Annotated in this window: 25 protein-coding genes; 16 read left to right on the top strand and 9 right to left on the bottom strand. The window is 36.6% G+C overall.

The window, feature by feature from the left end; genetic code table 11:
- Nucleotides 1–34: 34 nt before the first annotated feature.
- A complete protein-coding gene (gene folK / locus CGC47_RS09280; protein WP_042000352.1) occupies nt 35–1,168 on the top strand; it encodes a 2-amino-4-hydroxy-6-hydroxymethyldihydropteridine diphosphokinase in 1,134 nt (377 codons plus the stop codon).
- Nucleotides 1,169–1,171: 3 nt separating this feature from the next.
- Nucleotides 1,172–1,822 carry a uroporphyrinogen-III synthase gene (locus CGC47_RS09285; RefSeq protein ID WP_042000355.1) on the top strand — a complete coding sequence of 217 codons (651 nt, stop codon included), beginning with the start codon at nt 1,172–1,174 and terminating at the stop codon, nt 1,820–1,822.
- Here the strand turns inward: CGC47_RS09285 and CGC47_RS09290 are convergent.
- Entirely contained in the window at nt 1,819–2,562 is a 744-nt protein-coding gene (locus CGC47_RS09290; protein WP_095900271.1) for a FadR/GntR family transcriptional regulator, read from the bottom strand. The two genes, CGC47_RS09285 and CGC47_RS09290, sit on opposite strands and share 4 nt — an antisense overlap.
- 202 nt (nt 2,563–2,764) lie before the next feature.
- Between CGC47_RS09290 and CGC47_RS09295 the strand changes: the two genes are divergently transcribed.
- The 5 genes from CGC47_RS09295 to CGC47_RS09315 all read left to right on the top strand — a co-directional run bounded on the left by CGC47_RS09295 (nt 2,765) and on the right by CGC47_RS09315 (nt 10,164).
- On the top strand, nt 2,765–3,922 hold the full coding sequence (locus CGC47_RS09295) for an AGE family epimerase/isomerase (RefSeq protein WP_042000361.1): 1,158 nt from the start codon (nt 2,765–2,767) through the stop codon (nt 3,920–3,922).
- A gap of 15 nt (nt 3,923–3,937) precedes the next feature.
- A complete protein-coding gene (locus CGC47_RS09300) occupies nt 3,938–5,506 on the top strand; it encodes a sialidase family protein (RefSeq protein WP_042000364.1) in 1,569 nt (522 codons plus the stop codon).
- 148 nt (nt 5,507–5,654) lie between these two features.
- Complete coding sequence (locus CGC47_RS09305) at nt 5,655–7,796, top strand: hypothetical protein (protein ID WP_095900272.1); 2,142 nt, start codon at nt 5,655–5,657, stop codon at nt 7,794–7,796.
- Between the two features lie 43 nt (nt 7,797–7,839).
- The gene (locus CGC47_RS09310; RefSeq protein WP_095900273.1) at nt 7,840–8,904 is read left to right on the top strand and encodes a hypothetical protein; all 1,065 of its coding nucleotides are present in this window, start codon (nt 7,840–7,842) and stop codon (nt 8,902–8,904) included.
- A gap of 84 nt (nt 8,905–8,988) precedes the next feature.
- Entirely contained in the window at nt 8,989–10,164 is a 1,176-nt protein-coding gene (locus CGC47_RS09315) for a gliding motility-associated C-terminal domain-containing protein (RefSeq protein ID WP_042000376.1), read from the top strand.
- A gap of 772 nt (nt 10,165–10,936) precedes the next feature.
- Here the strand turns inward: CGC47_RS09315 and CGC47_RS09320 are convergent.
- Nucleotides 10,937–11,680 (bottom strand): DUF6261 family protein, encoded by a 744-nt coding sequence (locus CGC47_RS09320; protein ID WP_042000380.1) that lies wholly within the window; start codon nt 11,678–11,680, stop codon nt 10,937–10,939.
- Between the two features lie 521 nt (nt 11,681–12,201).
- Entirely contained in the window at nt 12,202–13,827 is a 1,626-nt protein-coding gene (pruA, locus tag CGC47_RS09325) for an L-glutamate gamma-semialdehyde dehydrogenase (protein WP_095900274.1), read from the bottom strand.
- A 230-nt stretch (nt 13,828–14,057) separates the two neighbouring features.
- Between pruA and CGC47_RS09330 the strand changes: the two genes are divergently transcribed.
- Nucleotides 14,058–14,378 (top strand): lipoprotein, encoded by a 321-nt coding sequence (locus tag CGC47_RS09330; RefSeq protein WP_013996832.1) that lies wholly within the window; start codon nt 14,058–14,060, stop codon nt 14,376–14,378.
- 187 nt (nt 14,379–14,565) lie between these two features.
- Here CGC47_RS09330 and dgt read toward each other — a convergent pair whose 3' ends face one another.
- The 3 genes from dgt to CGC47_RS09345 all read right to left on the bottom strand — a co-directional run bounded on the left by dgt (nt 14,566) and on the right by CGC47_RS09345 (nt 17,238).
- Entirely contained in the window at nt 14,566–15,906 is a 1,341-nt protein-coding gene (gene dgt, locus CGC47_RS09335; RefSeq protein ID WP_042000383.1) for a dGTP triphosphohydrolase, read from the bottom strand.
- A gap of 106 nt (nt 15,907–16,012) precedes the next feature.
- Complete coding sequence (locus CGC47_RS09340; RefSeq protein WP_042000386.1) at nt 16,013–16,441, bottom strand: DUF2147 domain-containing protein; 429 nt, start codon at nt 16,439–16,441, stop codon at nt 16,013–16,015.
- A 62-nt stretch (nt 16,442–16,503) separates the two neighbouring features.
- A complete protein-coding gene (locus CGC47_RS09345) occupies nt 16,504–17,238 on the bottom strand; it encodes a biotin--[acetyl-CoA-carboxylase] ligase (protein WP_095900275.1) in 735 nt (244 codons plus the stop codon).
- Nucleotides 17,239–17,416: 178 nt separating this feature from the next.
- On the opposite strand from CGC47_RS09345, the gene rsfS reads away from it, so the two are divergent.
- The 6 genes from rsfS to CGC47_RS09375 all read left to right on the top strand — a co-directional run bounded on the left by rsfS (nt 17,417) and on the right by CGC47_RS09375 (nt 22,791).
- Nucleotides 17,417–17,791 carry a ribosome silencing factor gene (gene rsfS / locus CGC47_RS09350; protein ID WP_013996836.1) on the top strand — a complete coding sequence of 125 codons (375 nt, stop codon included), beginning with the start codon at nt 17,417–17,419 and terminating at the stop codon, nt 17,789–17,791.
- A gap of 5 nt (nt 17,792–17,796) precedes the next feature.
- Nucleotides 17,797–19,773: an ATP-dependent zinc metalloprotease FtsH gene (ftsH, locus tag CGC47_RS09355; RefSeq protein ID WP_095900276.1), complete on the top strand. Its 1,977-nt coding sequence runs from the start codon at nt 17,797–17,799 to the stop codon at nt 19,771–19,773.
- A 128-nt stretch (nt 19,774–19,901) separates the two neighbouring features.
- Nucleotides 19,902–20,507 (top strand): LUD domain-containing protein, encoded by a 606-nt coding sequence (locus CGC47_RS09360; protein ID WP_095900277.1) that lies wholly within the window; start codon nt 19,902–19,904, stop codon nt 20,505–20,507.
- An 11-nt stretch (nt 20,508–20,518) separates the two neighbouring features.
- Nucleotides 20,519–21,343 carry a phosphatidate cytidylyltransferase gene (locus CGC47_RS09365; protein ID WP_095900278.1) on the top strand — a complete coding sequence of 275 codons (825 nt, stop codon included), beginning with the start codon at nt 20,519–20,521 and terminating at the stop codon, nt 21,341–21,343.
- Nucleotides 21,333–22,013 (top strand): phosphatidylserine decarboxylase family protein, encoded by a 681-nt coding sequence (locus tag CGC47_RS09370; protein WP_013996840.1) that lies wholly within the window; start codon nt 21,333–21,335, stop codon nt 22,011–22,013. Before CGC47_RS09365 ends, CGC47_RS09370 begins: the two co-directional genes overlap by 11 nt.
- A gap of 58 nt (nt 22,014–22,071) precedes the next feature.
- The gene (locus tag CGC47_RS09375) at nt 22,072–22,791 is read left to right on the top strand and encodes a YebC/PmpR family DNA-binding transcriptional regulator (protein ID WP_013996841.1); all 720 of its coding nucleotides are present in this window, start codon (nt 22,072–22,074) and stop codon (nt 22,789–22,791) included.
- A gap of 123 nt (nt 22,792–22,914) precedes the next feature.
- Here CGC47_RS09375 and CGC47_RS09380 read toward each other — a convergent pair whose 3' ends face one another.
- Nucleotides 22,915–23,619: a hypothetical protein gene (locus tag CGC47_RS09380; RefSeq protein ID WP_013996842.1), complete on the bottom strand. Its 705-nt coding sequence runs from the start codon at nt 23,617–23,619 to the stop codon at nt 22,915–22,917.
- A gap of 162 nt (nt 23,620–23,781) precedes the next feature.
- Here CGC47_RS09380 and mnmD point away from each other — a divergent pair, with 162 nt between their 5' ends.
- Together mnmD and CGC47_RS09390 are read left to right on the top strand one after the other, a co-directional pair.
- Nucleotides 23,782–24,441, top strand: a complete 660-nt coding sequence (gene mnmD / locus CGC47_RS09385) for a tRNA (5-methylaminomethyl-2-thiouridine)(34)-methyltransferase MnmD (protein ID WP_013996844.1) — start codon at nt 23,782–23,784, stop codon at nt 24,439–24,441.
- 176 nt (nt 24,442–24,617) lie between these two features.
- Entirely contained in the window at nt 24,618–25,283 is a 666-nt protein-coding gene (locus tag CGC47_RS09390) for a carbonic anhydrase (protein ID WP_013996845.1), read from the top strand.
- A 1-nt stretch (nt 25,284) separates the two neighbouring features.
- Here CGC47_RS09390 and CGC47_RS09395 read toward each other — a convergent pair whose 3' ends face one another.
- On the bottom strand, nt 25,285–26,166 hold the full coding sequence (locus CGC47_RS09395) for a mechanosensitive ion channel family protein (protein WP_041998761.1): 882 nt from the start codon (nt 26,164–26,166) through the stop codon (nt 25,285–25,287).
- 119 nt (nt 26,167–26,285) lie between these two features.
- Nucleotides 26,286–26,666, bottom strand: coding sequence for a DUF1573 domain-containing protein (locus tag CGC47_RS09400; RefSeq protein WP_013996847.1), 381 nt, complete (start codon nt 26,664–26,666; stop codon nt 26,286–26,288).
- Nucleotides 26,667–26,683 lie beyond the last annotated feature (17 nt).

Below are 26,683 nucleotides of genomic sequence, written 5' to 3' on the forward strand. Positions count from 1 at the left end.
AAATTAACTTCAGATTCTGTATTTTTGCACGATTATGAGACACAAAATTTACATAGCCTTAGGAAGTAATTTAGGAGATCGTAAGATATATCTGCAACAAGCCATTGATGCCATTGAGCAGCGTATTGGTAGGGTGGTACAGCTTTCGCAGTTATACGAAACTGCCTCGTGGGGCTTTCAAGCAGATGCTTTTTATAACCTTTGTGTGCTTGTTCGAACCGATTTGAGTGCCCAAAAATGTCTTGAGGTGTTGTTAAGTATTGAAAATGAATTGGGCAGAGTTCGAAGTGATACTAAGCTTTATCAGTCGCGCACCATTGATTTGGATATACTTTTGTATGACAACCAAATTATTGAAACCGAGGAGCTACAAGTGCCACATCCTCAAATTCAAAACAGAAAATTTGTATTGTTTCCGCTTGTTGAAATAGCTCATAATGAAATACATCCCGTACTTAAAAAGAGTATAAAACAACTTTCTGAAACCACCGCTGATATCAGCGAGGTTATTCCTACAGGAATTCGGCTAACTCCAAAAAGGAAAAAATCACCATTTGCTAACTACAATTACATTGCTATTGAAGGTAATATTGGTGCTGGGAAAACCACATTAGCCACTAAAATAGCTGAAGATTATAACGCCAAACTCATTTTGGAACGTTTTGCCGATAATCCATTCTTGCCTAAATTTTATGAAAATCCGAAACGTTATGGGTTCACTTTAGAAATGTCATTTTTGACCGAACGTTACCAACAAATGGCTGAAAATTTGGCACAATTAGACCTTTTTAAGCAATTTGTGGTTTCCGATTATGATATTTTTAAATCGCTGATATTCTCGGCAGTAACTCTTACAGAAGAGGAATTTTCGCTTTACCGAAAGCTTTTCTATATTTTGTATCGGCAGATTGTAAAGCCTGAACTTTATATCTACTTGTATCAAAATCCGCAACGACTCATTGAAAATATTCAAAAAAGAGGACGGTTATACGAGCAAAATATCTCGAAGGAATATTTAAAACAAATTCACGACGGATATTTGCAGTTTATTCAAAATAGTTTAGATGACAATATTTTAATTATTGATGTTACCGAATTGGATTTTGTTGAAAATCCTTCACATTACGAGCAAATTATTACTCAAATTGATGGATTTCAAAAGATATAAACGATGCGTATCCTTCTTGCTACCAAAATACTTTCAGAAACACAAAAAAAATCTTTTGAACATTCTGATTTTCAAATTATACAACACGATTTCATAACTATTAAGCATAGTGCTACATTGCCACAAATCACAGGCGATATATTGCTTTTTACCAGTCAAAATGCGGTAAGAAGTGTTTTAAAAAGCCAAATGCTTCTTCATTTAAAAAGCATACCTGCCGTTTGTGTAGGAGAAAAGACCGCCAAATTACTGAAAGAAAATGGTTGGAAAGTCCTTTTCTTTAAGCCTTATGCTGCCGATTTGGCTGTGGAAATTTTGCAAAAAATAGGGCATCGGAAAATAACTTTTTTCTGCGGAAACCTGCGCCGTGACACGCTTCCTGATTTTTTTAACAAACATAACCTCGCCTTTGAAGAGATACAGGTGTACCAAACCTATTATACGCCAAAGGCAATATCCGAAAAAGTCTATGGCATTCTGTTTTTCAGCCCCTCTGAGGTGAAAAGTTACTTACTTAAAAATTCAATAACCACTCAAATACTTTTTTGTATCGGCACCACTACTGCTCAAGAGGCTCAAAAACACTCCCTAAAAGTGGTTATAGCTGACTCGCCTACCGTGGAAAGTGTAATAGCCAAATGTTTGGAATATTAAAGTAGTTCACCTCTGTTTTTTAAATTTCGCTTAAAATGTGGGTCTAAGTGCATACGCATTGCCTCACGGAAGGATTGTGGAGTACCTTCTTTAAGTTCGCGAACCAAATCTTTATGGGTTACTACTTTTTGGGGGGCATCGGTAAATCCTCCACCCCAAGAATGGTAATTTAATTCGGATTTTTGCAATTCGTGAACATACTGAAAAACAGGGAGTAATATTCGCTGAAACTTAAAGAGCATATTGTTGTTTGCCATTTTGTACAATGCTTTATGGAATTTTACTTCCGTTTCAAGGGAAAAATGTTTGTCATTGCACTGAACGTTTTCACTCTCGCTTACTAATTGTTCTAATTCCCGAATTTGCTCGTGAGTTTTTCGAGCGAAGACAAAATCGGCCATACCGATTTCAAACATCAGCCGAAATTCAAATAAGTCTTGCAGGGTGGCTTCATCTAATATTTGAGGATTGAGCATTTTTTCAAAATTCTCTACCAAGTCGGGTTCTTTTAGAATCATACCTCGATGCTTTTTGGATTCGACCAGCCCTAAGGTACGCAAACGTGACATTGCCTCACGAATTGCCGTTCGGCTTACCCCCAACCATTCCGAAAATTGTATTTCTTTGGGGAGCGAGTCCCCAGGTTTCAAATTATTTTCTTTGATGTACTCCATAATACGTTGTTCCACCCGATCCACCAAAGACACATTTTCGATCGGTTTGATACTATCCATCGGCATATCTCAAAAAATTAAGTTAACAACAAACAGCTACCGAAAAACGGTATAATTTTAGTTTTTCCTTTTCTTACTCCATTTATTTTCTGTACATTTGTCTTATGTTGCACATATGTATTTAAAGCAAAGAAAATTCAAGCACTAAATTAGTACTTTTTAAGAAAAGATGCAAATAAAAAGAAAATAATTATTTAGCGTAAAACCAATGAAACACAGCGAACTTTACAAAAAAACATTACTGGAAGATGTTATTCCTTTCTGGGAAAAACATTCGTTAGACCACGAATTTGGCGGATATTTCACTTGCCTTGACCGTGAAGGAAACGTTTTTGACACCGATAAATTCATCTGGTTGCAAGGACGACAAGCGTGGACTTTTGCGATGCTTTACAATCAGGTAGAGAAAAACCCAAAATGGCTTGAAATCTCAAAACTAGGCGTTGAATTTCTGAAAAATCACGCAATGGACAGCGACGGGAATTTCTATTTTGCACTCACTCGCGATGGCAAACCGCTGGTTCAACCTTACAACATTTTTTCGGATTGTTTTGCAGCGATGGCTTTTAGTCAGTATGCAAAAGCCTCGGGTGATAAAACTTATAAAAAACTAGCTATCAGCACATATCACAACATATTAAAAAAACAAAACAATCCCAAAGGCAAATACGAAAAAACAACCGATGTGCGTCCGCTCAAAGGGTTTTCACTCCCGATGATTCTTTCTAATTTGGTTTTGGAATTGGAAAGCGTTCTTTCAGAAGAAGAAATCAACAAAACGATAGATTTCAGTATCAACGAAGTAATGAACGTGTTTTTAGATGCTGAAACAGGTATTATTTTTGAGAATGTTCGCCCTGACGGGAGCAAAGAAGATAGCTTTAACGGTCGATTGCTAAACCCCGGTCACGGCATCGAAGCGATGTGGTTTATGATTGATATTGCCGTACGTCGTGGTGACCAATCGCTTATTGAAAAAGCGACACAAACCATTCTTAACATCCTCAATTACAGTTGGGACGAAAAACACGGAGGCATTCTGTATTTTATGGATTCCAAAGGAAATCCGCCACAACAATTGGAATGGGACCAAAAACTTTGGTGGGTGCATTTAGAAACTTTGGTAGCACTTTCAAAGGCGTATTTGCACACCAAAAACTCGGAGATTTGGACGTGGTACGAAAAAGTACACAACTATGCTTGGTCGCATTTCTCTGACCCTGAGTACGGTGAATGGTTCGGTTACCTGAATCGGGAAGGAAAACCTTTGCTCACTCTTAAAGGCGGAAAATGGAAAGGCTGCTTCCACGTGCCGAGAGCTATGTTCCAATGTTGGAAAACTTTTGAAAAAATTGAAAATCAATAAATAAAACGCATCATAATGAATCGTATTTTTTATCTTTTATTCGCTTTTGTTCTTTTGTCGGCTTGTGGAAGCCAAAAAAACGTAATCGGCGGCGGCGAATTTACACAACCCGAAATGCCTTTGGTCACAGGCAAGGAGAATTTATTAGCTTCTTTCAAGTTAGCTACTAAAAATTTGAATGCTATCACAGAGGTAAAAGTTTTACTCAAATCCGAATTAAAATCTTTAGATTTAAGTGAAATAGCCATCTATTTAAGTGATAAAGAAAATTTTAAAGAAGCACAACAATTCGCTTCTACTAAAAACGTTCAATCGACAACACTTCTGAAAGGTAATTATTTGCCCAAAACTGAAAACACTTATGTTTGGGTAACAACAAGAACCACCGAAAAGCCGAATCTTCTAAACAAAATTAAAGTTTTTCAAATCGAATTTTTATCAAATGGGGCACGATACGTATATGTGAATCCGAAAAGTCCTGCACAACGCTTTGGGATAACGCTTCGCGATAAGAAACAAGACGGCATTGAATGCTATCGTATTCCTGGACTGGCGACCACCAACAAAGGAACACTCATCGCGGTGTACGACAATCGTTACAATAATTGCAAGGATTTGCAGGAAGATGTAAATGTAGGAATGAGTCGAAGCACCGATGGCGGACAAACTTGGGAACCGATGAAGGAAATTATGGACTTGGGTGAATGGGGTGGACTTGATAATCGCCTTAACGGAATTGGCGACCCTGCCGTACTAGTCGATAAAACCACAGGAACAATTTGGGTAGCAGCGCTTTGGCTCCACGGACACGATAAAGACAAAATGGCGTGGTGGGCTTCCAAACCGGGTATGACTCCCCACGAAACAGGTCAGTTGATGCTCGTTAAAAGTGAAGATGACGGCATCACGTGGAGCGAACCTATCAACATCACGGCTCAAACCAAAGACCCAAAATGGTATCTTTTCTTCAACGGACCTGGTAGCGGTATCACCCTAAACGATGGAAAAATAATGTTTGCCGCACAATACAAAGACGAAAATCAAGTACCACATTCCACCTTAATATATAGCGACGACCACGGAAAAACGTGGCATTGTGGAACGGGAGCTAAATCGCATACTACAGAGGCACAAGTGGTTCAACTTTCCGACGGAAGTATAATGCTTAATATGCGTGATGACCGAAATCGGCAGAATTACACGCTTTCCGATGCCTTTCACGGACGTTCAGTGGCTGTTACTCGCGATTTTGGAAAAACGTGGACAGAACACAGCACATCACGTAAAGCACTAACCGAGCCTAATTGTATGGCAAGTATCATTTCATTGGATAAAAATGGGAAAAAATATTTATTTTTCTCTAATCCAGCAGATGCCAAAAAGCGTGTAAATATGACTATCAAGGTAAGTGATGATGACGGTAATACGTGGGACAAACTCCCAGCCCTAAAACTTTATGAAAACGAAGGGTTTGGATATTCGTGTATGTCGATTATTGACGATAAATACATCGGAATACTTTACGAAGGCGCAGGAGACTTGATTTTCCAAAAAATACCAGTTGAGGAATTTATCAAGAACTAAATCAATCTTAAAGAATTCAAAAAAAATGCTTTTTGTTCAATGGAACAAGAAGCATTTTTTATGTCTTTTGTTCTTTTTCTTGTTTTGCTATTCCAAAGTTTTCATTTAACTTTGCCCCTTGCAAAAAAAAATAATCTTACTAACCAAAATGCATCACCTTAAAAGAGTACTTTTCTGTGTTTTTTTTCTGTCTTCCGTTTTTGGAGTAGGATTTTCTTATGCACAATGCGGAGGGGGTACACAAGTGGGTAATGTGGTTACCCCTATATGGGGAACACAAAATGGAGATGGTGTACCTATTCCTGATTTACCATCAGGACGATATGCTTTGATTAATGTCATAAAAGGGATTCAATACGAAATAAATGCCAATTATATAAAAGTTTGCGATGGTGTTCGAGAAGTTTCTTTATCTACTAATTATGGCATAACCCTTTCTCCTCAAAGAAGTTTTATAGCTCCTATTTCGGGGCAGTTGCGTATATACTACACTTGGTATGGAACAGGTAGAGATTTACGTATAAAGGTAATCGGGGGAGAGAATAACATTGATGTTCGAGACGCTCTACCCAATGAAAACAACAAATGGAGAGGACATTTTTATAAAGGCGCAAACGAAAGCGATACTCCTCCTTTACCTTCTAAATATTTAGGATACTTTGATTTACCAGAGTCTTTTAATACTGTAACAAATTCTACCTTATTTCAAATTTATTCGCAAGGGAGCACAGTTCCCAGATTACTTGCTAATTCCGATTATTTTCGGATACGTTTTTTAATGCGTTCAACTCGTAAGGGTTTGTATTACGTGAATTTAGGAGCAGATGACGGTACAAGATTAGAAATAGACACCTTAGTTTATGATAATTGGGACAATAAATCAGACCCCAAATGGGAGCCTGTAAATAATCAAATCATTAAACTTTCGGGCAATAGTTTACTCTCTTATGAGTTTTACAATGGGAATGGGAAACTTCAGTATCTGTTTGAAATCAGTGACGCCAATAAAATCATCGAAAACACCATTGTTGGAGAGCAAACGATTTGTCAAGGTAGTCAAGCTTCTCCTATAACGGGAGATGACTTCAAGCGAAGAGCTCAACACAATTTCAATCCAACTTTTCAGTTTCAATGGCACTACGCAACGAATCCCAACGGAAGGCGTACTGCTATTGCTGGGGCAACACAAAAAGATTTTACCCCTGATACGAAAACCACCCCTTTTAATCAAGCAGGGACATACTATCTTTTCAGAGAGGCATCAGTTCGCTTTAAAAACATTGGAGTGGCTGAAAAAACGGAGATTATTTTTTCCAATGCAGTAAAGGTAACCGTTTTGCCACAACCCATTGTTAGTATAGCCCCTCCCGAAAAACTTTTTTGCCAAGGTGAGAATGCTCAAATTCGTATCAAGATAAACAACGGAGGAGCACCTCCTTTTACATTCTCTTATGAAGTAAATAATGTACCTTTACCACCAATTCAAAGTAGCGATAATATTTTTTACATTCCTGTCAATACCTCCAAAGCAGGGCGGTTTAACTATAAATACGTGTCTGTTACTGATGGTAATGGCTGTAGAGTGACTTTAGGGGACTCTGATGATATTACAATAAATCCTTTGCCTACAGCTACATTCTTGGAGCAGAATACCACGTTATGTTTAAACACTTCAAAAGCACAAGTTCCGTGGGTTACTTTTACAGGAAAACCTCCCTTTACGGTGAAGGTGAAAGCTACAAAGCCAGGGGGAGCTTTTGAAGAAAAGGAATACTCATTAGAAAATAACCAAAATAGGTTGGTTATAGAACACATTCCTAATGATAAGGGCGAGTTCACTTATGAGATTTTATGGGTTAAAGACGCAAACTGTACTACGTATTTTACCAATAAGAAAAAGGTAGTAAATGTGGTGGCTCCTTCTATAACAGCACCTGAGAATGTTGTGTGGTGTTTGCCCGAAATTGTATCGGCGGTTTATGATAATAACGGAAATACTACCATAACGCAAAATAGTTATGTTTTGCCTTTGGGAGATACAACGCTTGATGTAGGGGTAAATTCAGTTTGTTGCCCAAATCCTACTTTGAAATGGACAATCAATAACGATTTGAGTAAAACACGAACGGGGCAACCCTCAACTATAGGGAATATTTCTTTTGAAAATGCGACTTCCTCCGATAAAGTTTATACGATAACTTATTGGTTGGAATGCAACGGACAAAAATACAGCCATATAACCCGACAAGTGCGGATTACCCCCCGACCACAAATTCATTTTAGTAACTAATAATTAAAATAAATATTAAATATCATTTTTTAAATTTTTTATTATGAGAAAGTTCATTTTAAGTATGGCTTTAGCCATCGTATCGGTAGGTGCGTATGCACAAGCTCCAGTAGACAATTGTACACCAGCTCCTAATAAGCCCGAAATAGGAACTAAGTACACTTATCAAGTTGCGATTTCAGGAGGTACAACTCCCAATAACTATGATGGGAATGGAGTATATCAGTGGTATGTCACACAAAATGGCGCAGATTTATTAAAAGATGATACAGCTAATGCTTTGGATGTTAATAATGATTTCTTTGCATATAAAGGAGGGTCTCCTTATAACTCTACTGCTAATACTGGTACAACGAATAGTATAGACTTAGAATGGAAGCCTAATGCTTTGATGGAAACTAGACCTTTTTATTTAGTACTTAAGTATAGTGAAGATAATACTGTTTGTTTAGGGAAAAATGTAAAAGTTATGAAAATTAATCCTTTGAATAACTTTAAATTAACTATTACTCCCGTTAAAAATTCTGATGGAGACCCTTTTGCTAATCCAGATGATGCTAAAGTTTGTTCTTCTGAAGTAACATCAGCTTCTATTGTTGGTGATAAAGTTAAGTATGTGTACGGAGAAACCAAGCTATACTATAAAGTTAAAATGACAGGGTTTACAGGAAGTTGGAAACCTACCATCTATTTACCAGAATTGAAAGGGACAACAAGTATTGCATCTCCTGCAGATGGAAACTATGTGCCTCGTAAATATACATCTGTTAAGTGGAATGTAGGAACAACAGGAGCATTTGAAACTTTTGCAAATGTAGCTAATAATGGAACTGCTCAGGATATTATTTCTGAAAATGCGACGAATAAACAAGAATTTATTTTGGAAGTAACCATTGACAACGGGACTTATGAAGGCTTAACCGATGAAGCTATCGCTGTTGCAACTAAAGGGCAAATGGTTCTTGCTAATAATAGTTTAGGAAAAAGAGACGTTGACGACAATTGTAATGAAATAGCAGACGATAACAATAAAAAAGCAAATCAAAAAATATTGGCTCGTCCTACCGTTACGGCAACTTCAGGAAATTTCATTATCCAAATTCAATAAAAATTTAAAAAACTTTCTCTGTACGAGGTATAATTTTCCGAGTGTTTAAAGCGTTCGGAAAATTATATCCTTTGTATATGTAATATGTATCGGCATAACAAACATATCGTTTCATTGTTGTTGTGGCTTTGCTTGTGGCTAAGTGGGCTTTGGGGGAATCTTTCGGCTCAAAACAAAGTCTGGGTAGGGCAGACCACCACACTATCGGTAAGTGATGTACCTAATAGTACATACACTTGGGAACTTTATGTGCCTACCCCTAATATAGATTTTGCCAAAATATCGGGCAATTGTCCGCCCTCGAAAGCGGTTTTTACAGGGGGAAATACCAGTGCGCAAGTGCAAGTACAATGGCTTGAAGCAGGTACATACTATTATAAGGTCAGTGTGAGTAGTGGCTGTGCTACCAATACCAAAATTGGGGTGATTACTGTTGCCGAGAACATTGCTCCGCCTAAAATAAGCATCACTTATGATTGCCACAGAGGTACCGCATTATTACAAGCTACCGATTTTAGAGGGGCGTTGTTATGGAGTACGGGCGAAACTTCGGCATCTATTGTGGTGGATACCCAAAACATTCCGCAAGGAAATACCCTATCTTACTGGGTAGAACAGATGGTTGATGGCGTGAAAAGCCCTCGAACGGAGGTCGCCATACAGCGAAATACCATACCTACTACGCCTAACACTTCGGCATTCCCAACGCGCATCTATGCTGGTGAATCGGTAAGTTTAGCAAGAGTATCTTGTGGTAGCGATAAAGTACAATGGTTTACCGATGCAGCACTTACACAAGAAATTACTGCCGATGAGGTTCGACCTACGGAAAATACTACCTATTACGTGGTTTGTAAAACGCCTAACGACTGCCAAAGCAACGCGGTGAGTTTACTGCTTGAGGTAGTAAGAAAAAATCCTTGTGATGATTTGTTTGAAAATATGGTTATCCCAACAGGGTTCTCTCCGAATGAAGACGGAGTGAATGACACTTGGGAGGTACAAGACCTCAAAAAATATTACGAAAGCTGCAAACAGCAAAACGTAGTGCGTATATTTAACCGTTGGGGAGTAAAAGTCTATGAAAAAGATAATTATATGCTCGATAATCAGCGTTTTAAAGGATTTTCTCAGCACGGCAGAACTGTAAGTAAAAAACCATTACCTAACGGAACCTATTTCTTTGTCATCACCTTTGAAGACGGAAAACAAAAAACCGGATACCTTTATATGAGCAAGGATTCGGAATTCGATTTGTAAAAACAAATTACCAAACCCCAATTTAAACTTTTTTTTAGGGCATTTTTCTTCTCATTTGCCCATAAAGTTTAGTATCGTATAGCCAACCGATAGGGTTGGATAGCGTTTATTTTAATAGGTATTCTCCATTTTACCACAAAAAAGTAAAAGAATCAATGAATGAAGCCCAGCAAATTTCTACGATTTAAATGTAAGTAATTTTGTAGTCTTTTTTAGCATTGAGTTAATTTTTACGAGTATATACAAGGACTTACATTTTCATTTTTCTTTGCTTCAAGGCAAAAGCATAGATATTTAGAGTAAGAGTAGAAGAGATAGATGATATAAAGATAGCTCTGGTAGTAAACTCTTATAATCAATATATTTTAAATTATCACTATTTTCAAGAGTAAGTTTATGACCTTGGAGATGAAGCGTTAAGAAAATCAATGAGTGGAGCGTAGAAAATATCCGCTGTTCGAAGCGACCGAAGGGAGCAAGTTCGGAGATTTTCAGCGAAAATGAATTGATTTTTAGCGGAGTATTCAAAGTATTGAACTTTTGGTTTTTTTGTTTCAAGACAAAAGAACAGAGGTAAAAGGCAAACGATATAAAGTTAGCTATCTAAAACAAATTTCTTGTTTACAAAAAATAAAAAAAGCCTTAATAAAGAACTGTGATAGCATTAGATGAATATCTTATACCTCCAATTCGCTTATTAAAGCTTTTAAAAATAGTTTGAGATAAAGTTCGCAATTAAAGATAGTTTCTTTCATTCCTTATCAGGCAAATGTTATGCCTTTTTTGAGTTTACTTTACCAGCATTACGTCGAGCAATGATAGTATCTGCAAAATATTTGCGTCCGTTATTGATAACACCGAGTGCTTTTGTAAAGAAATCATCATTGCGGATACGAGCCAAGATATAGGTATAGTCGGTCAAATCTTTATAAATGGTAGTTAATTCCTTTCTGAGTTCCTTTACGTTGTACGAAGGTTTTTGCATCGCCTTGGAAGAGCGTCGGGCAAATAATTCGTTGAATGTGACATTGGCTGAAGCCAAATTAGAAACAAATTTACTTAAAGACAATTCTTTAACAGCATCTTTGTATTCTTCGTTTTGTAAGCGTTCTGTGAGGTTTGACAAGCGATAAGTAGCTTGTTCATACCCGTCATTTTCTACGTTTTTATATTCTGAAAGTAGCAAATTTACCGTTGCAAACGCATCTTTTTCTTTTGGGTTAGTTGAATATTTGTACGCATTGGTAGCCGAACGAAGTGCTTTGAGCAAGTTATCTCTTTCTTTATCGGCTTTCATAATTTTTTCGGACTCTTCACTGCCCCTTACTTGGTCAAGTGCCTCGTCAAGGGTTGGTTTTTTAGCTTGAATAAGTTCAAACAACCTTTTGAAGTCAGTGTCTGTTTGCAAGTCTAATCCTGATTTTTCAAAATCCTCAAAAAAACGGACTAACAATTGCGCAAATTCTGTGTTCTTTAAACTAGAAAGATGAATCGGAATTAATTTAAAATTTTTCATAATGGTATTATTTTTTTAGTTAATTTCTTTTAATTTTTTATGCTGGTTGCTTTCTATTGAAAAATAGATAATAATAGTTATGAGTGTGTGTTTTTAAGCCAATTTGTACTTTTTATTTTCTTGTGTGGTAATATTGACTTGAGAATTGGTTAAAATAGAATTGTAAGTTTTTGTTTTAAGTAGAGAAAGTGCAAATAAAATTTGTTTTATGATTTCTCAATACGAGAAGCTATCAATAGTTTTCAACTTCTAAAATCTCAAGATGAGAAATGGTGTTTTTAATGTTTTTTATGCTTTCTCAATATGAGATTTTTTGTTTTACATTTATTTTATGGTTTCTCAATTAGAGAAGATGATACTTTATTTTATTTTCTGCTATTTTCGTATGTATAAATAGCTTTTTAAAAATTTATAGATTGTTTTCTGTGTTGTTAAGATGATTTTTAAAGTGGTATGGTATCTTTTTAAAATAAATCTTTGCCAAAATAGTTTTCTGACAAAGATTTATTATTTGAGATTTCTTAACCTAAAAATGGATAACGATAATCCACAGGCGGAACAAAGGTTTCTTTAATCAATCGAGGAGAAACCCAACGCAATAAGTTTTGAGCTGAACCTGCTTTATCATTAGTTCCTGATGCTCTGGCACCACCGAAAGGTTGTTGCCCTACCACAGCTCCAGTGGGCTTGTCGTTGATATAGAAGTTACCAGCTGCATCTTCCAACGCCTTGATTGCTTGATTAAGAGCGTATCTATCTTGTGAGAAAACAGCCCCTGTAAGTGCATACTCCGAAGTTTCATCTACTAATTTGAGTGTTTCTTCCCATTTATTATCGTCATATACATAAACTGTAACCACCGGACCAAAAAGCTCCGTTTCCATAGTTGTATATTTCGGATTTGTAGTTACAATAACGGTAGGTTCAATAAAGTATCCTTTCGATTTATCGTAGTTACCCCCAACAAACACTTCAGCGTCCTTGTCTTTTTTCGCTTGGTCGATATATTTAGCTAATTTATCGAACGAACTTTCGTGAATCACGGCAGTAATAAAGTTTTCCATATCCTCTGGCGACCCCATTTTGAAAGATTGTACATCTTCTTTAACAAAATTCAAAATTTCATCAGCTTTCGATTTGGGAAGATATACTCGTGATGCAGCTGAACATTTTTGTCCTTGAAACTCGAATGCTCCACGCGTGATTGCCGTTGCCACTTGTTTAGAAATTGCCGACGGATGCGCAACGATGAAATCTTTACCTCCAGTTTCGCCTACTATTTTCGGATAGGTCTTATAATTATGTATGTTATTGCCTATTTTTTTCCAGATATCTTGAAACACACCTGTTGACCCTGTGAAATGAATTCCAGCAAAGTAAGGACTTGCTAGTAATGTTTCGGTTATCATTGCAGCGTCGCCGTTAATAAAATTGATTACCCCATCAGGAAGTCCAGCCTCTTTAAAAATTTCCATAATTACGTTGGCTGAAAATACTTGGGCGTTACTTGGTTTCCAAATTACTACGTTCCCCATCAGAGCGGCACTGGCTGGTAGATTTCCTGAGATGGCTGTAAAGTTGAAAGGCGTAACTGCATATACAAATCCTTCCAACGGACGATATTCCACTCTATTCCAAATTCCTTCTGATGATATTGGTTGGTCGTTGTAGATATTTGCCATAAATTCTACGTTGAACTGAAGAAAGTCGATAAGTTCACAAGCCGAGTCAATTTCCGCCTGATGAATTGTTTTGGATTGTGCAATCATTGTAGCGGCATTGATTTTTGCTCGATAAGGTCCCGCAATGAGTTCGGCTGCTTTCAAAAAAATAGACGCTCTCTCTTGCCAAGGAAGTGCTGCCCATTTCTTACGAGCCTCCAAAGCAGTTGCAATTGCTTTCTCTACGTGTTGTTTTTCCGCAAGATGATATGTGCCTACCACGTGCTGATGGTCGTGCGGAGCAATCATATTTTTAGTTTTCCCCGTTCTGATTTGGTCTGCCCCAATATATAAAGGAACATCTACGGAATTGTTCCAGAGTTCTTTATATGCTTTCAGAACCGCCTCTCTTTCAGGTGTTCCTTTGGCATATGATTTTACAGGCTCGTTCACAGCCTTTGGCACTTTAAAAAATCCTTTTCCCATAGTGATTGTTATATGAAATTTTTCTGTTAAACAAAATAAATATAAAATATGGTAGCAAGTTACGAAAAAAATAAATATGATGAAAAGGGTCGTTAAAAATATATGGTGTAACGTATGAAAACGGTTAATCGTTAATGGGGTTGTTATCAATATCTTTAGCTTTGAAAAGTTTCTATTGACTTTTGAGTTTGAATTTTGTAGTTTTACTTCTCAATTTAAAGCTTTTGAAAATGAAATTGCAACAATTATTTTTTGTTTTATCAATGCTATTGATAATCGGATGTGGTAAAAGAGAGCATCAAATGCTGCCCAAAGACACGCAGGTGGCACTGGGGCGACTTATTGATAGTGGTGACCCTTCTTATGATGGTTGTGGTTGGCTTATTGATATTGAAGGAAATGTTTTTTCAGTGGACCATTTAGAGGAGGAGTTTAAGCAAAACGGATTACAAGTAAAGGTGTATTACCAAAATACGAAATACCATTATTTGTGTGGAAGAGGGGCAAAGCCTTATAGCGTGATAAAGATTGTAAAGGTAGAAAAACGATAATCCGATGAGAAGACTAAACTTGCAGATAACACGAAATTGCTTTATTCCATTTCGTGTTATTTGCCGTTTTTCATAGGATAATAGGCTTACAATGTTATTTGTATCTTCCTCGTTTCTTTTACCTTTATTTCTTCTGCCTTGTATCTTGTATCTTGTACCTTGTTTCTTTATCCTTTATCCTTGTTCCTTACAATCTGCCTAAACTTTTCAGATGAAGTTCTAAGGCTTTTCCGTCGGTAAGGCTGGCAATGTAGCAGGTTATCCCCATAATACGCTCGTAGATGCTACCGTTTTTCTGGTATTTTTCAGGTAATCCGTTTAAAATAAGTTTGTCGAAAGAGGTTGTTTTTCCAGTTTCGTCATTGATAATTGCGGTGTAGAACAAATCGAGTAGGTTTTGCAAAATGGCATAGCCTGAAATTTCTTTTTCAACCACTTCAGGCGAGCGATAAATGTGCGAAACGCTAATATCGATAATGTCATCAATTTGTGGTTTGTAGATGCTTTCACTGAGTAATGACTGATGAAAATCTCCGTTTAAGATAGCGCTTTCGTATTTCATAAAGGTGTTACTTGCATCTTCAATGAGCGTTCCGATGGCGATAGCCCGTAGGTAAGCGATGCGGTCTTCTTTGGTAGCAAGACGACTATATTTTTCGGTAATGATACGCTGATTGATGAGTTTTCCGAGGTATTCCAAAGCGAAATCTTCGGGGATTAACCCCAGATTGATACCATCTTCAAAATCGATAATTGTATAACAAATATCATCGGCGGCTTCTACTAAAAAAGCTAACGGATGACGTGCAAAACGCAGCTCATTGGGCTGATTGGCTGTGGATTTGAGCTGCATTTCGTGGGCAATTTCTGCAAAAAAGGCTTTTTCGGACTGGAAGAAACCGTACTTTTTGTCGGCGATATGTTTGGTAGGCTTCTCAGGTAGTGATTCTTTTGGATATTTGGTAAAAGCCCCCAAGGTAGGATAGCAAAGCCTTAAACCGCCCTCTAATCCTGGGCGAGTTTCTGTAAGTATTCTGAAGCCATTGGCATTGCCTTCAAAACTACAGAGGTCTTTATACGATTTTTCGCAGATGTATTGCTTGATTTCGGCTCCTTTTTGGTGTTCAAAGAATTCTCCGATAGCCTTTTCTCCACTATGACCAAAGGGTGGATTTCCGATGTCGTGCGCCAAAGCCGCGGCAGCTACAATTGCCCCGAAATCATTAGCTTGATACCCTAACTCGGTATGAAGTTCTGGATATTTTTTTAAGAGTTGCCCCCCTACAGTGCGCCCCAAACTTCTTCCTACCATTGATACTTCCATACTGTGAGTGAGTCGAGTATGAACAAATCCGGTTTTTGAAAGCGGAATGACTTGGGTTTTATCTTGTAGACTACGAAAAGCACTTGAAAAAACAATGCGGTCAAAATCGACCTCAAAAACCAATCGGGTTTCGTTTTGGTCTTTCCGAAGTCGTTTTTCGGTATCTCCGAAGCGTTTTAAAGTTAATAAATGTTCCCAGTTCATAAAAAGGTTTAGATTTTTGAAAGATTCAGACCTGAATTAAGGGTTCAAGCCATAGTTTTGTTTCAGATTTTTATGTTTAAAGTCAGATGTATTTTCTGGCAAAAAATTACTCCACACGATGCCAGTATTGGGTTCTTCCCATTAGTGCTACGCCAATGTATCCTCTTACTTTGAGTTTGTTTGCATCTTCCAAAGTGATGTAACACTTGTATTGTTTGCCAGTTTTAGGGTCTAAAATCTTTCCACCGTTCCATTGATCGCCATCTTTTTGAAGGTCTTTTATGATGACGAGTCCCTCTAAGGGTTTGTTTTTGTCATTTCCGGTACAAGCGGTGCATTTTAAACTTTTTTTGTCTTTTTCAAGCAAGGAAACAATCTTTCCATAAACGATACCTTTTTCTTCATAGATTTGTACGATAGATTTTTCTTTACCGGTTTCATCGTCAATGGTTTTCCATTTTCCTAAAACGCTCTGAGCTTGAGTGGTGAAAGTAAAAGCTGCCAATAAAAAGGTAAGTAAATGTATTTTTTTCATATTTCTAAATAAATATATGGTTTAGGGTTCAAAGATACTAAAATTAAAGTACTTGCAAAATGCTAATAAAGTAGCTCAATTTCTTTCAAAGAGAAAGTTAGCATTTGATCGTCTTCATTTTGTACAACGAGTTTTCCTGAGGGTAAAACGCCTCGTATTATCCCAGAGAAATCATTACCTAAATGGGGTCGAAAAGCCGAAACTTGGTCTATGCGAAACAAATGACGCTTATACAAGGGGTAAACCGATTCGAAGCTTAGCTGCTCAACTTTAGCTAAATGCGCTTCTAAGTTTTTGAGGATACTTTGCATTAAGGGTTCAATCTCGTAGGTAAGTCCGGTAATTTTTTTTAGTGAACTTGCCTTGGGTAAACCATTAAACTCGGTTTGATTTATATTCAAGCCAATACCCACGATGCTCTTTTCGATGTATCCGCTACGAATTACATTTTCGATGAGAATGCCTCCCAATTTATATTTTGATGACAAAATGTCATTAGGCCATTTAATGCTTAGTTGTGGAATTTCTAGCGTTTCCAAAGCCTTGTGAATTGCTAAAGAAACTAGCATATTGAGTAGGAAAAAATGTTTTGTTTCTAATCTATTAAATAAGCATAGTGTGCTAAAAGTGAGGTTTTTATTAGGTTCAGAATTCCATTTTGCGCCGTACTGCCCTACACCGGCAGTTTGCATAGGTGTCCAAATGGTTAAAAAGTTTGACAAATTAGGCTGCTCGTATGCCATTTTTTTCAAAAACCCATTGGTGGAATCTATGGCATTAAGTTTGATAATTTCCATAAAATATGAAATGAAGAAAAGCAATATAAAGGCGCAAATGTACGATATATCCCTAAAAAAACATTAAAATTTGCTTTTTATAGGTTTTTCATTGCCTGAAATAAGAATGAAAATGATACATTTGCACTTTTACAAATTCGTATAAATCAATTTTAACTTAAAATAAATCATTTATTTAATGACATCAAGCAAAGAAGCACAGACAGATCAACTTATAACACATATTCTCAAAGGGATAGAAAAAGTTAAAGGCAATAACATTACCATAATGGATTTACGAGGTATTGAAAATACCGTTTGTGATTATTTTATTTTGTGTGACGGAAATTCCAACACTCAAGTAGCAGCTATTTCGGGTTCGGTACAGAAAGTGGTAAGTAAAGATATTAACCAAAAACCTTGGCACGTGGAAGGAGAAGCCAATGCTGAGTGGATTTTGATGGATTATGTTGATGTAGTGGTACATATCTTCCAAAAACCATTGCGTGAAAGATACGATATTGAAGGGCTTTGGGGCGATGCTAAAATAACTCAAATAGAAACAAACAATTAACAAAAATGACAGAAAATAACAAACCTAACAATAAACCTCGATTCTCAGCCTACTGGATTTATGCCATACTCATTATGCTCCTATTGGGGGTAAATTTTTATTCTGGGGGGAGTATGTGGTACCAGCCTAAGGAGGTTTCACAATCCAAGTTTGAAGAATTTCTACGCAATGGCGATGTTGCTAAGGTGGTGATAGTGAATCGTAAAGATGCTAATGTTTATCTTACCCCCGATGCGATGAAAAAGGAAGAACACAAAGCGGTAAAGCCTGAAAACTCTTTGTTTTCTCAAACTGCGGAGAGCGATACTCCTCAATACAAATTTGAACTAGGAGATTTGAGCAATTTTGAAAATAAATTTGACCAAATCGTACAGGAAAATAATTTGACTACTACGCGTGATAATAAAACCAAACAAAATCTGTTTGCTGATATTCTGTTTTCTGTTTTACCTTTTGTCCTTTTTATCGCAATATGGATTTTTATTATGCGAAGAATGGCAGGTGGAGGAGCTGGAGGCGGACAAATTTTCAACATCGGTAAATCACGTGCCCGTTTGTTTGATGAAAAGAAGGAAGTCAAAGTATCGTTTAAAGATGTAGCTGGACTTGAAGGTGCTAAAGAAGAAATACAGGAAATTGTTGAGTTTTTAAAAAATCCAGACAAGTACACTTCTTTGGGAGGGAAAATTCCAAAAGGAGCCTTGTTGGTAGGACCTCCTGGTACGGGTAAAACATTATTGGCTAAGGCAGTAGCAGGTGAAGCCCAAGTACCTTTCTTTTCGCTTTCAGGGTCTGATTTTGTGGAAATGTTCGTAGGGGTGGGGGCTTCGCGTGTACGAGACCTTTTCAAACAAGCCAAAGAAAAATCACCAGCAATTATATTTATTGATGAGATTGATGCCATCGGTAGGGCAAGAGGCAAAAATAATTTCACAGGAGCTAATGATGAGCGTGAAAATACGTTAAATCAGTTACTTACTGAAATGGATGGTTTTGGTACTAATACCAATGTTATCGTTTTGGCAGCAACCAATCGTGCCGATGTTCTTGACAAAGCCCTAATGAGAGCAGGACGCTTCGACCGCCAAATTTATGTCGAATTGCCCAATATTAATGAGCGTAAGGAAATTTTTAATGTTCACTTACGTCCTATTAAAACCGCTGAAGCTCTTGACTTGGATTTTCTGGCGAAACAAACCCCAGGATTTTCAGGGGCTGATATTGCTAATGTATGTAATGAAGCCGCTCTTATTGCTGCTCGAAAAGGTAAGAAAGCAGTAAGCAAGGAAGATTTTATGGATGCGGTTGATCGTATTGTGGGTGGACTTGAAAAGAAAACGAAAATCATCACACCAGAAGAGCGTAAAGCCATTGCATTTCACGAAGCAGGTCACGCCACTGTGAGTTGGCTTTTGGAACACGCCGCTCCTTTGGTTAAGGTAACTATTGTTCCGCGAGGGCAATCGTTAGGGGCAGCTTGGTATTTACCCGAAGAACGACAAATTGTTCGTACCGAGCAAATTTTGGACGAAATGTGTGCAGCTTTGGGCGGACGAGCCTCTGAAGAGGTTACCTTTGGTAAAATCTCTACTGGAGCCCTCAGTGATTTGGAAAAAGTAACCAAACAGGCACGGGCTATGGTAACTATTTACGGATTAAATGATAAGATAGGGAATTTAACTTATTATGATTCAAGTGGTCAGGAATATAATTTCACTAAGCCCTATAGTGAGCAAACGGCTCAACTTATTGATCAAGAGATTTCTAAAATCATTGAAACCCAATATCAGAGAGCAATTCAAATTTTAACCGAGAATAAGGAAAAACTTACTCGTTTAGCCCATTTATTATTGGAAAGAGAGGTTATTTTTAAAGAAGATTTGGAGGATATTTTTGGTAAAAGACAATATGGTAATGATATAGAACCAACCGTAAAAGTCAATGAAAGTTTACAACAACAAGTAGATGCTACCGAAAGTTAATGGTTTATAAAAACCTATAAATTTCATAAAAATAAAAAAACTTGATTAACAAAGTGTTTTAATCAAGTTTTTTTTATAATTTTACGTTTTGATTTACATCATATCGTGTAACACATCAGTCAAGGTTAATGAGTTTTTTTAAAAAGATATTTGGCTCTCGTAATGAAACTTCTAAAAGTAAGGAAGAAAGGGGGAAATATGCTCCCGCAGAGCAGAAGAAAATTTCGGCAGATGAATGCTTCGCTATAAAATTCGTTGAAAATGGCGGAAAATTTATTTATTGCGAAAGTGAGATAGAAATACAACAGATTTTTGTTAATATCATCAGAGAGATAGGAATTGATGCCCGAATAGCAACTCCTAGTCAGCAGCTCGTTGAAATGTTTGGCGAGTTTGAGTCTCTTTTTGTCAAAAATGTAGATAAAGCTAACATCTACCTTACCGATTGTGAATATTTGCTTACGGATAAGGGGGCGATACTCTTTTCATCAAATCAATTAAGGCAAAAGAAAATGAAGGATTTGCCCAAAATTTTTATTGTTTTTGCCAAAACCTCACAGATGGTACTTGATATCAGTGAAGGGATGCGTGGAATCAAAAACAAGTATCGTAAAAAGATACCTTCAGGCATTACAGCGCTTCATAACTTTAAAGAAAGTCAAGACGATTTTTTGACTTACGGCACTTGTTCCAAAAAAATGTATCTCATTTTATTGGAAGATATGTCTAACTAAAACCACACATTGTGAACGAATTTGTCAAAAGAATTATAACCGGATTTATTTATATTTTCCTTTTGCTTTCAGCCATTATGCTTGATGCTGATGCTTTTGATTTTCTATTTTTGTCTTTCGGAATAATCTGTCTTTTCGAATTTAAAATGCTTATTAAGCTACGTGGCTTGTATATATTTATTGCTTTCTTGTTTATGTGGTGGGTTTTTATCCATTTGCGTACGTCTGAATTTTCGGTGTATTTACTTCTACTCACCACAATATTGGTAAACAGTTTCTTGGTGTTGGATTTATTTTCAGAGAAAAAACCTTTAAGGCTTAGAGATAATAATTACAAATTTTTCATCAGTTTGGTATATATTGGTGCAGGATGTATTTTTATGCCTCTGATTTACAAACACGAATTGTTTAACTCGTATACAAAACTTGAAGCACAACTTACAATGATAGGCATTTTGTGCATCATTTGGGCAAGTGACAGTTTTGCTTATTTGATTGGTAAGAGTTTAGGTAAACATAAATTATTGGAACGAATATCGCCTAAAAAGACCATTGAAGGTACGCTTGGTGGGTTGGTAGGTGCTATTATTACGGCTTCTATTATTTCAACTTATACCGAAAAAACTACTTGGCATTGGGTTGTATTGTCAATAGTATTGGTGATTACTGGTACGCTTGGAGATTTGGTCGAATCTCGATTTAAACGCGTGGCTCGAGTTAAAGATAGTGGTACTTCATTACCTGGTCACGGAGGATTGTTAGACCGATTGGATAGTTTAATATTTGCTTCCCCTTTTGCATTTTTAACCTTACAATTTTTAGCATATGTTTCATAAAGAAGGATTTAAAATCATTTTAACTTCGTTTTTTATTACCATTGGATTGGTTTTGGTAGCTCATTATTTTGTTCCTATTTTTTGGCTCTCAAAGCTAATACAGATTTTGGCGGTTATTTTTCTGATTCTCATTCTCCAATTTTTTAGAAATCCAAAAAGGCGAGGAGAATGTAATGATTATCGGGTAATTGCCCCTGTTGATGGAAAAGTAGTGGTGATTGAAGAAGTCTTTGAGAAGGAATATTTTAAAGATAAACGTATTCAGGTTTCGATATTTATGTCGCCAGTAAATGTACACGTAACTCGTTATGCTATAGGCGGGAAGGTAGTTTTTAGCAAATATCATCCTGGTAAATATTTGGTAGCTTGGCACCCCAAAGCTTCTGAGGAAAACGAGCGAACAACAGTAGTGGTTGAAAATGAGGTGTTTGGTAAGGTGTTGTATCGGCAAATAGCAGGAGCCTTAGCTAAACGTATCGTGAACTATGCCAAAGAAGGCGATGTGGCGCTTCAAGGAGCAGATGCTGGTTTTATTAAATTTGGGTCACGAGTGGATTTGTTTTTGCCACTTGATACTAAAATAAACGTTTCTTTGGGCGATAAGGTTAAAGGGGGAATTGATTTCATCGCTGAAAAAAAAGTGGAATCATCATCCGATGATTGCGTATAAATACGTAATTTCGCATAACATTTGAAAAATTTATAAATACTAAATATTTTTATTATAAATGGGAAGAGCATTTGAGTTTAGAAAAGCCCGAAAGTTTAAACGATGGGCAGCAATGGCAAAAACTTTTACACGCATCGGGAAAGATATTGTGATGGCAGTTAAAGAAGGTGGGCCACACCCCGAGAGTAACTCCCGTTTACGTGCCGTAATTCAGAATGCAAAAGCAGCCAATATGCCCAAAGAAAATATTGAGAGGGCAATAAAGAAGGCTTCGGAAAAGGATACAGCCAATTATAAAGAGGTGCTGTTTGAAGGCTACGCTCCGCATGGTATAGCTGTTTTAATTGAAACGGCTACCGATAATAACAATCGTACCGTTGCTAACATTCGTAGTTACTTTAACAAATGTAATGGCACTTTAGGCACATCGGGTTCAGTGGAGTTTATGTTTGACCATACTTGTAATTTCAGAATCAATGCAGAGGGCTTGGAAGCAGAAGAATTAGAGCTTGAAATGATTGATTTCGGGGCCGAAGAAGTTTTTCAAGATGAGGATGGTATCCATATTTATGCGCCTTTTGAAAGTTTTGGTGCTATTCAAAAAGAACTTGAAGGGAGAAATATTGAAATTCTTTCTTCTGGATTTGAGCGTATTCCGCAGATAACAAAAGAGTTATCGCCAGAAGAACAAGCCGATGTTGAAAAACTTTTGGAAAAAATAGAAGAAGATGAAGACGTTCAAAATGTCTATCATACGATGAAAGAAACCGAAAGCTAAATACTCATACAACAAGAGAATATTTTATAGTTAATTTTATGTAACGATTAAGATATAGGTATCGTACTTTCAAAAGAAAACAAAACGAGGAAAAATTTTTAAAAATTTTTCCTCGTTTTGTTTTTAGAATTTGATTTCAAACTTATCTTGAGTTAAGGTATTAGACTTTATAAATTCAAAAGTATATGAATTTTCTTGGTTTTTGAATAATATACCTTGCATACCCTCAGGAGTTTGAGCCATATAAATATCGGGTAATGAAGTTTTTTGTATTTTAAGAATGATTTTCGGAGAACTGTCTATCAATTGAAAACCTAATTCATTGGGTTGTGCATATAAAATAGGTAAGGTTGAGGTACTTTTTGCCACATTGGTCGTTGGATAGTCTTTTGAAGTGCCTATCAGATTATTTTTTCGGAATTCAGCCAATTTGTTTTCTGCCGAAAATGCTTCTCGTAAGGCTTGTTGATAAGCGCGTTTGAATTCTTTTTCTTTACTTTTTCCTATCTCTGAGGTGAATACTTCTTTGCCAGTACAGTCCGTTAGTTTTAGTGTCAGCTTTGTTATAAACATTCCTGAACTATTACTAACTGAAGCCTTGAGTAATTCACAAGGTTTTGAGGCTATTTCAGTAGGAATTTCATTTTCCCAAAAGGTTTTGAAACTATTTTTTTCAAATAGAAATTTTGTCAGCTCGCTGAGTTGAAACTCGTTATCCGTTTTCATAAAGTCAAAGCGTTTCGGAATGATAACATACTGCTGTTGAAAATCTTGTGCCCAATGACATAAAGGAAATAAAAATACAAAACTTAAGAATAATGATTTCATTGTAATATAGAATAAAATTTGACGATTTGTTTATTTTCTTAATAATGATAAAATAACAGCTAAATTACATTTTTTATCTGAATAGTTATCTGAAAAACTGAAAATAGTTTCTCCAATTTTGTTTATTTTTGGACTTTGGTTCATTTAAAAACAAATTTTATTATGAAACGACAAATTATTATTACTTCCGATGGCTCTACTTCAATATATATTGAGGATTGGAATGAAAGTTATCATTCTAAACACGGGGCTATTCAGGAGGCTTATCACGTTTTTATTAAAAACGGACTGAATCTCTTCGAAAGCAGAAGTATAAATATTCTCGAAATTGGTTTTGGAACCGGATTAAATGCCTTTATTACCTTTTTGGAACACCGAAAAAGAAAATTGAATGTAAATTACCAAACAGTAGAGGCGTACCCGCTAACTTTACAAGAGGCAATGGCAATGAACTACGTGCAACAACTTAACGCTACTGACAATTTGTCCGTTTTTGAGCAGTTGCATACCTGCACTTGGGAGCAAGAGCACAGTCTATGTTCTTCGTTCCGATTCAAAAAGCGAAATCAACTTTTTCAAAACATAAATGATGTGAAGCATTTTGATTTGATTTATTTTGATGCTTTTGGGGCAAGAGTACAACCCGAATTATGGAACGAAAACATATTCAGAAAAATGTTTCAAGCCCTTAAAGAAGGAGGGTATTTGGTTACTTATTCGGCTAAGGGGAGTGTACGCAGAGCGATGCAAGCTTGTGGTTTTAAGGTCGAAAAATTACAAGGTCCGCCAGGCAAGCGAGAAATGCTTCGGGCACGAAAGTAGTATTGTATGTAAAAGAATGCAATTTTTAGAATTGACTTAAAAAATAGAATACATAAAAAATGATGGATTTCTGTCAGTCTGGGTGAAGTCGAAGCCTGACACTAAAAATTATCATCATACTTTTTATAACACAACCAAATTTTTATATTTTCGCATTGATTTATAAAAGATAGATGATGTCAGATTCTTACGAACAAATTTTTAAAAATAACCGCCGATGGATTGAAAGTAAGCTCAAAGAAAATAAAGATTTTTTCAAGGAACTTGCTGAGGCTCAAAATCCTGAATTTTTATATATTGGTTGCTCTGACAGTAGGGTCACCGCCGAAGAACTTATGGGTGTAAAGCCTGGGCAGGTTTTTGTGCATCGTAATATAGCCAATGTGGTGAATGCCATTGATATGAATGTGGCTTCGGTAATACAATATGCGGTGGAACATTTGCGAGTAAAACATATTGTGATTTGTGGGCATTATCATTGTGGAGGGGTAAAATCAGCGATGACAGCGCAAGATTTGGGGCTATTAAATCCGTGGCTTAGAAATATTCGTGATGTGTATCGTTTGCATCAAGATGAGCTCGATGCCATTGAAGATGAAGACAAGCGTTATGACCGATTGGTGGAGCTAAACGTACAAGAACAATGCATCAATGTAATCAAAACCGCCGCCGTTCAAAAACGTTACATTGAAGAGGGCGTTCCGTGGGTACACGGTTGGGTTTTTGATTTGAAAAATGGGAAATTAATCGATCTAAAGATTGATTTTCATAAGATTATGAAGGATATTCAGAAAATATACGATTTAACCGATACCGAATGGATGATGCCTAGAAGGCGCTAGTTTATAGCAAGTGAGGAAGTCCTGAACGAATATGCAAATCGCGTTGAGGAAACGGAATTTCTATGCCGTGCTTGGCAAATTCTTTGAAAATAGCATAGTAAAGTTCACTTTTGAGTACCACAGGTTTTTGGGTGTAAGTGGAAGTCCAAACCACCAATTCGAAATTCAAAGAGTTATCACCATATTCCACAAACCAAAAAGCAGGAGCAGGATTTTCCAATACAGCTGTGTTTTGTCGAGCTACATTCAGTACAATTTCACGCACTTTTTCCGGATCTTCTTTATATGATACTCCAACGGGATAGTGAAAACGCACCAAGCGATCGTTATGTGACCAGTTAATTACATTTGTATTGATAAATTGTGAATTAGGCACAATCACCGAAATGTTATCATTTGTCACTACAGTGGTCGAACGCATTGAAATTTCAACTACATCTCCCGAAATGTCACCAACTTGAATACGATCACCAATTTTTATAGGGCGCTCAAAAAGGATGATAATCCCAGAGATGAAATTGTTAGTAATGTTTTGTAAACCAAAACCAATACCCACGCCCAATGCTCCGAATAGCCAACCAAAAGCACTTAAGTCAAATCCTGCAGATTTAAAGATAAACAAAAAACCAAAAAGGAGTAGAAAATAACGAGCAATAGTTACGATAGCCGCACGAACCCCTTGCTGTGAGATGCGCTTGGTTAACAATTTATTTTCTAAAAAATGACTTAGCTTTTTTGAAAGAAAAATCAAAAGAAAACTGGAAAGCGTTAAATAAATCAGTGTCAGTAGAGTAAAGTTATTTCCTTTGATGTCAAAAATAACGATAGTCATTACATTTTTTATTTTTCCCCAAAGATCCGTAAGTGTTGCGGTAAGAAGCATAAGTAAAATAATTTTTTCAAAAATACGTTTTATTTGTTGAATTTGAAATACTCAAAAAAATAAAGGAATTCTTAAATTTAATAAGAATTCCTTTATTATACTCTTGTATTACAATACGATTATTGTGCTACAGTTCCTTTGATAGATAAGGATTTTATTGTTCCGTTTTTAGCATTGGAATAAACTTGTATCGTTTTACGGATAGGACCAACACGTGAAGTGTCATATTTAACTTCAATTTTACCAGAAGCTCCAGGTGCAACAGGCTCCTTAGGCCAAGCAGGTACTGTACAACCGCAAGTTGAAGTAGCATTGGTGATTACAAGAGGAGCTTTTCCTGTATTGGTGAATTCAAAAACTCGAACTCCGTTGCTTCCTGCTTTTACCGTACCGTAATCAATTTCTTCTGCTTTGAATGTAATTTCTGCAGATTCAGCTTCTTGTGCATACGTTACAGCACCAAAAACAGCTACAAATAAAAATGTTAAAATCTTTTTCATGACATAAAAATTTAAAA

The organism is Capnocytophaga canimorsus (assembly GCF_002302565.1).
Taxonomy (GTDB): domain Bacteria; phylum Bacteroidota; class Bacteroidia; order Flavobacteriales; family Flavobacteriaceae; genus Capnocytophaga; species Capnocytophaga canimorsus.

What these genes read in the sequence shown, in the direction of transcription:
- folK (WP_042000352.1), top strand. Translation starts at nt 35, where the DNA reads ATGAGACACAAAATTTACATAGCCTTAGGAAGTAATTTAGGAGATCGT.
- CGC47_RS09285 (WP_042000355.1), top strand. Translation starts at nt 1,172, where the DNA reads ATGCGTATCCTTCTTGCTACCAAAATACTTTCAGAAACACAAAAAAAA.
- CGC47_RS09290 (WP_095900271.1), bottom strand. Translation starts at nt 2,562, where the DNA reads ATGCCGATGGATAGTATCAAACCGATCGAAAATGTGTCTTTGGTGGAT.
- CGC47_RS09295 (WP_042000361.1), top strand. Translation starts at nt 2,765, where the DNA reads ATGAAACACAGCGAACTTTACAAAAAAACATTACTGGAAGATGTTATT.
- CGC47_RS09300 (WP_042000364.1), top strand. Translation starts at nt 3,938, where the DNA reads ATGAATCGTATTTTTTATCTTTTATTCGCTTTTGTTCTTTTGTCGGCT.
- CGC47_RS09305 (WP_095900272.1), top strand. Translation starts at nt 5,655, where the DNA reads ATGCATCACCTTAAAAGAGTACTTTTCTGTGTTTTTTTTCTGTCTTCC.
- CGC47_RS09310 (WP_095900273.1), top strand. Translation starts at nt 7,840, where the DNA reads ATGAGAAAGTTCATTTTAAGTATGGCTTTAGCCATCGTATCGGTAGGT.
- CGC47_RS09315 (WP_042000376.1), top strand. Translation starts at nt 8,989, where the DNA reads ATGTATCGGCATAACAAACATATCGTTTCATTGTTGTTGTGGCTTTGC.
- CGC47_RS09320 (WP_042000380.1), bottom strand. Translation starts at nt 11,680, where the DNA reads ATGAAAAATTTTAAATTAATTCCGATTCATCTTTCTAGTTTAAAGAAC.
- pruA (WP_095900274.1), bottom strand. Translation starts at nt 13,827, where the DNA reads ATGGGAAAAGGATTTTTTAAAGTGCCAAAGGCTGTGAACGAGCCTGTA.
- CGC47_RS09330 (WP_013996832.1), top strand. Translation starts at nt 14,058, where the DNA reads ATGAAATTGCAACAATTATTTTTTGTTTTATCAATGCTATTGATAATC.
- dgt (WP_042000383.1), bottom strand. Translation starts at nt 15,906, where the DNA reads ATGAACTGGGAACATTTATTAACTTTAAAACGCTTCGGAGATACCGAA.
- CGC47_RS09340 (WP_042000386.1), bottom strand. Translation starts at nt 16,441, where the DNA reads ATGAAAAAAATACATTTACTTACCTTTTTATTGGCAGCTTTTACTTTC.
- CGC47_RS09345 (WP_095900275.1), bottom strand. Translation starts at nt 17,238, where the DNA reads ATGGAAATTATCAAACTTAATGCCATAGATTCCACCAATGGGTTTTTG.
- rsfS (WP_013996836.1), top strand. Translation starts at nt 17,417, where the DNA reads ATGACATCAAGCAAAGAAGCACAGACAGATCAACTTATAACACATATT.
- ftsH (WP_095900276.1), top strand. Translation starts at nt 17,797, where the DNA reads ATGACAGAAAATAACAAACCTAACAATAAACCTCGATTCTCAGCCTAC.
- CGC47_RS09360 (WP_095900277.1), top strand. Translation starts at nt 19,902, where the DNA reads ATGAGTTTTTTTAAAAAGATATTTGGCTCTCGTAATGAAACTTCTAAA.
- CGC47_RS09370 (WP_013996840.1), top strand. Translation starts at nt 21,333, where the DNA reads ATGTTTCATAAAGAAGGATTTAAAATCATTTTAACTTCGTTTTTTATT.
- CGC47_RS09375 (WP_013996841.1), top strand. Translation starts at nt 22,072, where the DNA reads ATGGGAAGAGCATTTGAGTTTAGAAAAGCCCGAAAGTTTAAACGATGG.
- CGC47_RS09380 (WP_013996842.1), bottom strand. Translation starts at nt 23,619, where the DNA reads ATGAAATCATTATTCTTAAGTTTTGTATTTTTATTTCCTTTATGTCAT.
- mnmD (WP_013996844.1), top strand. Translation starts at nt 23,782, where the DNA reads ATGAAACGACAAATTATTATTACTTCCGATGGCTCTACTTCAATATAT.
- CGC47_RS09390 (WP_013996845.1), top strand. Translation starts at nt 24,618, where the DNA reads ATGTCAGATTCTTACGAACAAATTTTTAAAAATAACCGCCGATGGATT.
- CGC47_RS09395 (WP_041998761.1), bottom strand. Translation starts at nt 26,166, where the DNA reads ATGCTTCTTACCGCAACACTTACGGATCTTTGGGGAAAAATAAAAAAT.
- CGC47_RS09400 (WP_013996847.1), bottom strand. Translation starts at nt 26,666, where the DNA reads ATGAAAAAGATTTTAACATTTTTATTTGTAGCTGTTTTTGGTGCTGTA.